9 protein-coding genes are annotated in these 5,742 nt (G+C 64.5%); 4 read left to right on the top strand and 5 right to left on the bottom strand.

All coding sequences use genetic code 11. The features are described 5' to 3' along the window. Nucleotides 1-585 precede the first annotated feature (585 nt). From ABIB51_RS22920 to ABIB51_RS22900, 5 genes are read right to left on the bottom strand one after another with little or no spacing between them, the layout of a single operon-like run. Nucleotides 586-1,194 carry a hypothetical protein gene (locus ABIB51_RS22920; RefSeq protein WP_354191682.1) on the bottom strand — a complete coding sequence of 203 codons (609 nt, stop codon included), beginning with the start codon at nt 1,192-1,194 and terminating at the stop codon, nt 586-588. A 42-nt stretch (nt 1,195-1,236) separates the two neighbouring features. Further along, on the bottom strand, nt 1,237-1,818 hold the full coding sequence (locus ABIB51_RS22915; RefSeq protein WP_354191681.1) for a DUF6286 domain-containing protein: 582 nt from the start codon (nt 1,816-1,818) through the stop codon (nt 1,237-1,239). Beyond that, nucleotides 1,815-2,210 carry an Asp23/Gls24 family envelope stress response protein gene (locus tag ABIB51_RS22910; protein ID WP_354191680.1) on the bottom strand — a complete coding sequence of 132 codons (396 nt, stop codon included), beginning with the start codon at nt 2,208-2,210 and terminating at the stop codon, nt 1,815-1,817. The genes ABIB51_RS22915 and ABIB51_RS22910 overlap by 4 nt, the downstream gene beginning before the upstream one ends. After that, a complete protein-coding gene (locus ABIB51_RS22905; protein ID WP_354191678.1) occupies nt 2,207-2,386 on the bottom strand; it encodes a hypothetical protein in 180 nt (59 codons plus the stop codon). The genes ABIB51_RS22910 and ABIB51_RS22905 overlap by 4 nt, the downstream gene beginning before the upstream one ends. Before the next feature lie 58 nt (nt 2,387-2,444). Next, nucleotides 2,445-2,906: an Asp23/Gls24 family envelope stress response protein gene (locus tag ABIB51_RS22900; protein ID WP_354191676.1), complete on the bottom strand. Its 462-nt coding sequence runs from the start codon at nt 2,904-2,906 to the stop codon at nt 2,445-2,447. Nucleotides 2,907-3,155: 249 nt separating this feature from the next. Here ABIB51_RS22900 and ABIB51_RS22895 point away from each other — a divergent pair, with 249 nt between their 5' ends. Genes ABIB51_RS22895 through ABIB51_RS22880 form a run of 4 tightly spaced genes read left to right on the top strand, consistent with a single transcriptional unit; the run spans nt 3,156 to nt 4,984 of the window. Beyond that, entirely contained in the window at nt 3,156-3,749 is a 594-nt protein-coding gene (locus ABIB51_RS22895) for an RNA polymerase sigma factor (RefSeq protein ID WP_354191683.1), read from the top strand. Then, the gene (locus ABIB51_RS22890; protein ID WP_354191675.1) at nt 3,740-4,324 is read left to right on the top strand and encodes an Asp23/Gls24 family envelope stress response protein; all 585 of its coding nucleotides are present in this window, start codon (nt 3,740-3,742) and stop codon (nt 4,322-4,324) included. The genes ABIB51_RS22895 and ABIB51_RS22890 overlap by 10 nt, the downstream gene beginning before the upstream one ends. Then, nucleotides 4,317-4,730, top strand: a complete 414-nt coding sequence (locus tag ABIB51_RS22885; protein ID WP_354191673.1) for an Asp23/Gls24 family envelope stress response protein — start codon at nt 4,317-4,319, stop codon at nt 4,728-4,730. Before ABIB51_RS22890 ends, ABIB51_RS22885 begins: the two co-directional genes overlap by 8 nt. A gap of 14 nt (nt 4,731-4,744) precedes the next feature. Further along, nucleotides 4,745-4,984, top strand: a complete 240-nt coding sequence (locus ABIB51_RS22880) for a hypothetical protein (RefSeq protein WP_354191671.1) — start codon at nt 4,745-4,747, stop codon at nt 4,982-4,984. Nucleotides 4,985-5,742: the final 758 nt, after the last annotated feature.

Raw genomic sequence — 5,742 nt, 5'->3', positions numbered from 1 at the left:
TGGGTCGCCCAGGAACTCAACGACCGGCCACGCAAAAGACTAGAGTTCAGAAAACCGGTCGAAATGATCGAAGGACTCCTGTTGCAATGACCGCCTGAATCCGCCGATCCCCCAACGGGCGGGGCTGTGCAGACGGCTTCGGACATTCCGTGCAGTCGACTTCGGAAACTGACACACGACTCCGCGAAAACTAGAGCGATACCGTCGCAGTCGGTGCCCGGCCGGTGAGACGCCTCGTATCCCTCGGCTTGCAAGACGAAAGAATCGGACGGATTCATACCAAGGATCGTGGCAAGGACGTCTGTGGTTCGGCTGGCGGGGTCTCACCGCCATTCTCGGCAGCATCCTTGGATAGCGGCCCCATCTGCAAAAGCATCTCCGTTTGCCACGGGCATCCCACCCATCCGGCATACTCCGCCCGGGATTCGTGACCGCCGGCCGACATCCCGGGGCCGGGCATCTCGAGTGTCAATGCACCTTCGAAAACACGGGAACCGTTCGGCTGGCAAGCAACAGTGTCTTTACGCCCCGGACAACGAGCCAGAGCCGTTAGCGCCGGATCCTGTTCCATTGTTCGTGACGGGCCTAGTAGATGACGGTGCCGGTGGTCGCCACGGTGGTGCCGGCAATGGCGTTGCGGCCGCTGACCTCGAGCTGGATTCCTGTCCGCCGCAGCGGTGTCTCCAAGGCCGTGGAGAGGTCCGGAATGACCCTGGTGTTGATGCTGTGGAGGACGTCCTGGATGTCGGCGCGGCTGTTAACCGTGACTTTCATCGTGAGATCCGGTTCCATGGCGGTGCCGCGCAGCAGCACCGAGGAACCCACCACCCCGGGCAGGGTATTGATCTGGTTTTCCACCGCGGCGCCCAGCACCGAGGCATCACATAGCGTGGTTCCGGAGGCAGGATCCTGATGCAGCCGGTACCTGTCGGCGGGATTCCTTCGTGGAATCTGTGCCAGAATCCACAACAACCCCACGGCGCCCATGAGAACCCCGGCCACCAGGACAATGGCCGTAACAGAGGCCGGCTCGAAGACCGTGTGCAGGTCCCCTGTCACTACGGGACCCTCTGCAGGGCTCATGGCGTGCAGCGTTCCGCTGGCCGCCAGCAGTATCAGAACGCCGCCGGCCAGGGCGAGAATGCCAAGGATGAGGAGCCAGGTGCGATTCAGCGCTCCGGCGTGTTGTCGCATGGGGTGCCTTCTTTCCGGAATACGGGAGGATGGTTGCCTCGGTCATTCCTTGGACCGGACGGACGCGGTGACCTTCGGGACCGGGTTGAGCCCGGCACCGGCCAGGCGTTCCCTGACCACGGCAATGACACGCCCGCGCAGCTCCCCTGTTTCGTGCAGAGCCGTGGTCACGTTCAGGTGGACCGCGCGTGCCGAGGCCGCGGCCGATGCTGAACCGACGCCGTCGACATATTCACAATGCGCCGCCGCGTACCGCGCAACGGCCCGCCGCGTCATGACAATCTCCTGCGCGCCCGCCACCGGGACCTGGCCCACGTCCCCGGGCGCCTGCAGCCGCAGCGCGTTGAAGCGTCCCGGAACCAGTGCTGCCGCCATCAGGACGACTCCCACGACCGCCGCCGCAGCCCCCACGGCCCAGACTCCCGGATCGTTCCAGGTCAAACCGGTCAGCCAGTCCCGGGGGCCGGCCAGATACACCGGCCACGAACCAGTGACCAGCCGGGCCACGGCCGCCCACACCAGTGCCACGCCGGCGGCCAGAAGCAGCGTTCCCAGGATCAGGGCAGGAACAGCCCGGCTGGGACGGTGCCGCAGGGGTGTGGCTTTCCCATCGTGCCGGCTCACAACAGCCTCCGGCTGCCGGAGGATTCACCGGCAGGCTTCAGCCAGGACACGGTGATGTCGACCTGGCGGACCTCCACCCCGGTCAGGGCGTTGACGCGTTCGCTGATCCGGCGGCGCAACTGCTCGGTTACCTGGCGCAGCGGTACCGGATAGAGCAGCCCGATTTCCACGCTGAGCACGGCGATATTGCCCGCAAGCTCCACCGTGGCTTTGGGCCGGGCTGAAAAGTCCGAATGTGCTCCGATGCCCAGAAACCCTCCTGAGGACCCTCCGGCAAAGGACTCTTCGCCGGCGACCTGACCGGCGATCTTCTCCACCACCTTCCGGTCAAGGACAGTGCGCCCCCGCGAATCCAGGTCCCGGGAGCCGGCATGGGCTGCGGGGGTAATCATCGGCTGGATGCTTTGCCGAACAGGGCCTGCAGATCCAGTTTGCCTTCCGCAACACGGCCCACCACCAGCCCAATCAGGCCAAAGAGGAGCGCTATCACCAGGGCTGTGAAACCTCCGAAGGCCAAAACGATTCCTAATACCAGACCGACTGCCAGACACCATCGTGTAGTGGACATGCGGCACTCCTTCCAAAATCGGTAACCGCCCGAAAACAGGGCGGAGCGGGTGAGGTGGTCACTCCAGAGGTTTCCTGGCGTCCTCTTCGGGTCGCTCCTCCTCGGGCAGATGAACATCGGTGACGTGGACGTTCACTTCCAGCACCTCCAGACCGGTCGCGCGCTCCACAGACTGGATGACATTGCGCCGGATACCCTGGCTCACCTCGACAATGGACGTTCCGTACTCGACGACGATGCTCAAGTCGATGGCGGTCTGGCGTTCGCCCTTCTCCACGCTCACCCCGCCGCTGACATTGGTCTGGGAACCGGGAATGCGCTCGGTCATCGCGCCGAACGCACGCCGGGCAGCGCTGCCCATCGCATACACGCCGGGAATTTCACGCGTGGCCATGCCGGCCAGCTTCTGGACCACGGTTTCCTCAATGGTGGTATCCCCCCGGTCCGTGTGCAGCAGGTCAGTGCTGCGGCGGGTCTCAACGGGGGCGTTCCGTTTCTGCTCCTCCTGGGTTGCCACCATGCCTCCGGACTGTCCTGGGAGCTGCGGGGCTTCTGTCACGGGAACCATCTCCTCAATCAACCGATGCGATTTTGCCTACATGGTTAAAGACGCACGTCACCACCAAACGTCACGCACAAAGGCAAACTGTTTTGTCCCTGCTTCCCCCCGCACCGGGCATTCCCATTACCGGCCCCGTCTGAAAATATTGGTCTTAAGCTCCGGAACCCGGGTGGCGCGGTTCGGGGGCAAAAGGGGATAGCGGTGACGATGGATGAGCGTGAACCCGTTGTCCTGACCCGGCCCGAGGATCTGGACGAGGCGACCGTCGCCGCCCGGGCCCAGGACGGCAATCTGGACGCCTTCGTCAAGGCGTATCAGGGCAGACTTTTCCGTCTCGCTTTCCGGATGCTCCATGACCGGGGAGAGGCCGAAGACGTCGTGCAGGACACCCTGGTGGCCTGCTGGAGAAAGCTGCCGCTGCTGACAAGCGTGCAGGCTTTCAGCGGGTGGCTTTACCAGATGGCCACCAACCGCTGCCTGGACAGTCTGCGTCGACGGTCCAGTCAGGCGCAGGTCGTCCAGGAACCGGCGACTCAGCAAACAACCGCGGATTCCTTCACCGGACCGGGAGCCGGAGGCGATCCCGCCCGCGAAGCGGAAATCTCCTGCAAGATCGACGCCCTGGCCGCAGCGCTGCTAACCCTCCCGCCCGGGCAGCGCGCCTGCTGGCTCCTGCGGGAAATCCACGAATGCAGCTACGCTGAAATAGCCGCAACGCTGAAGGTTAGTGAACCGACGGCCAGAGGCCGCCTCGCCAGAGCACGCACACAACTCGCGGAAAGGATGAGTCAATGGCAATAGACGAAACCATCCCCCGCCTGGGCTGTGGGCGCAGCATCGACGAGGTCTGGGCAACCATCAGCCAGCCCTCCACCGCCATTGAAAACGGCTGCGCCCATTGCCGGACGGCACGGGCCAGCCTGGCAAAGCTCGCGGAGGCCACCGGTACGCTTCGGGACAACGATGCAGAAGACCCTTCGCTGCAGCCCCATCACGCCGTCAAGGACGCCATCATGAACCTGGCCCGCGCCGAAGTCCGAAGGGGCAGCCGGCTCCCCGTCTACCGGTCTGGCCAGGGGGGCATCACGATCAGCGAACAAGCCATCACTTCAGTCATCTGGTTCGGCGCCGATGCCCTTCCGGGAGTACGCGCCCGTCGCTGCCGCGTCCATCCTGCCCCGGATACCGCGGACGACCCCCGCCCGGCCGGGACCGCCGACATCTCGGTGAACCTTCGAATCGCCGTGGCCTCCGACACCGACATCCCCGGAACCGCCGAGCTGCTGCGTCAGCGGATCATCAGCATGATCACAGCACACGTCGGACTCAACGCCGGAGCCGTCAACATCACCGTGGAGGATCTCTACGATGTCTGAGCGTCCCCTCGAAGCCCGGCTGATCAGCAGCGACCTTATTGCCGACCTTGCTGCCCGCACCGCCCTCGATACACCAGGTGTCCTCCGGCTCGAACCGACCCTGAAGAACCTCCTCACCCGCCTGAGAAAAGGAACAATCCAAAATCTCCGCAGGGCAGACACCCGCACGACTCCCGGCCGGCACGATGGCGTCTTCGTCACCGTCCACAACGGCATCGCCGACGTCCAGCTCGACATCGCCACCGATATCGCCTTCGCAGCCCTGAGCGTCGCCCAGGCCGTGCGGGAGCAGATCACCCGGGCCATCAGCCACACCGGCCTCACCCCCGGGCGCATCGACATCTCGGTCCTGGCCATAGAGCACCCACCCACCGCCGCAGCGGCCCGTCCTCCCAAGCCCCTCTGATCCAGAACACCAGCATGAACTCTGAACCCAACAACCAGGAAAATCCTGCCGAAGGAAACGCGAACGGAACCGGCCGGCACCAAGGCAGGACATTCTGGGCAACGGCCATCCTCCTCCCGCCGGCGCTGCTGCTCTGCGGCGTCTGGCTGCTGCTGATTGCCAGCTACCTTCCCGCCACCGTGTTCTTCTTCGCCGCCATGGCCTCTCTGGCCTACTTCGCAGCCAGACGCCGGCGCGGCCGCAAACCGAAATAGACGCCGGACGGCCTTCCGGCCGTCAGGCCAACTTTCCCTGTTGGAGCAGGTCTCAGCTTTAAGCATCGGGTGCCGTCTGCCTGTTTTTACCTCCGGGGTGTGTGGAATGCTTCAGCCATGCCGTTCTACGTCGAATACACCGTTAATCAGAAATGCCGACATCCGTTCTGCGCTGGACGGCGCTGACCGGGAGGAAGCTCTGAGCAGGGCCACCGATGCGGTGAGGGAGGCCGGGTGCCGGGCCGCCCTGCTGCGCTCCGAGGCCACAGCGAGTACCTCCTTCGGCCAGGGTGTCTTGGTTGCCCGATGTTCGGAAACCGGGCTGGGAAACGCTTTAGGACAGCCTCGGGTGCCGTGCCCGGGCCCGGCTCCGGAGGGCCCCGGGGAGCGTTAGGGTCTGTCTCTGGAGTCGTACCCGGCAAAGGCGCTGATTGAGGGCCCGGGCCGAACAGCTCAGTTAGGCGAACCGCCGAAGCGGCGCCGTCGTCAGGGCTGCCCGGCGGCGTGGTGGGCGGCCATCTGGGTGGGGTGAGGCCGGTGGTGTAGGCCATGGTTCAGGGTCATGATTGTTGCGCCTGGTTGTCTTGGGTGAGGTCGAGGCGGGTGTTCATGTCGAGGTGGAATTTGAGCTGCCGCGGAGATCTCGGACAGTGGGCCCTCTTAAAATGAGGGTCTACCGAAGGTAGAGATCAGCATGACCGCATCACGCAAGCGATTTGCCCAGGAGTTCAAGGACGAGCTGTGCCGGGAGGTGATCA

The organism is Arthrobacter sp. UYCu712 (assembly GCF_040547005.1).
Lineage (GTDB): Bacteria > Actinomycetota > Actinomycetes > Actinomycetales > Micrococcaceae > Arthrobacter.
This window is presented reverse-complemented; position numbering and strand designations above follow the sequence as displayed.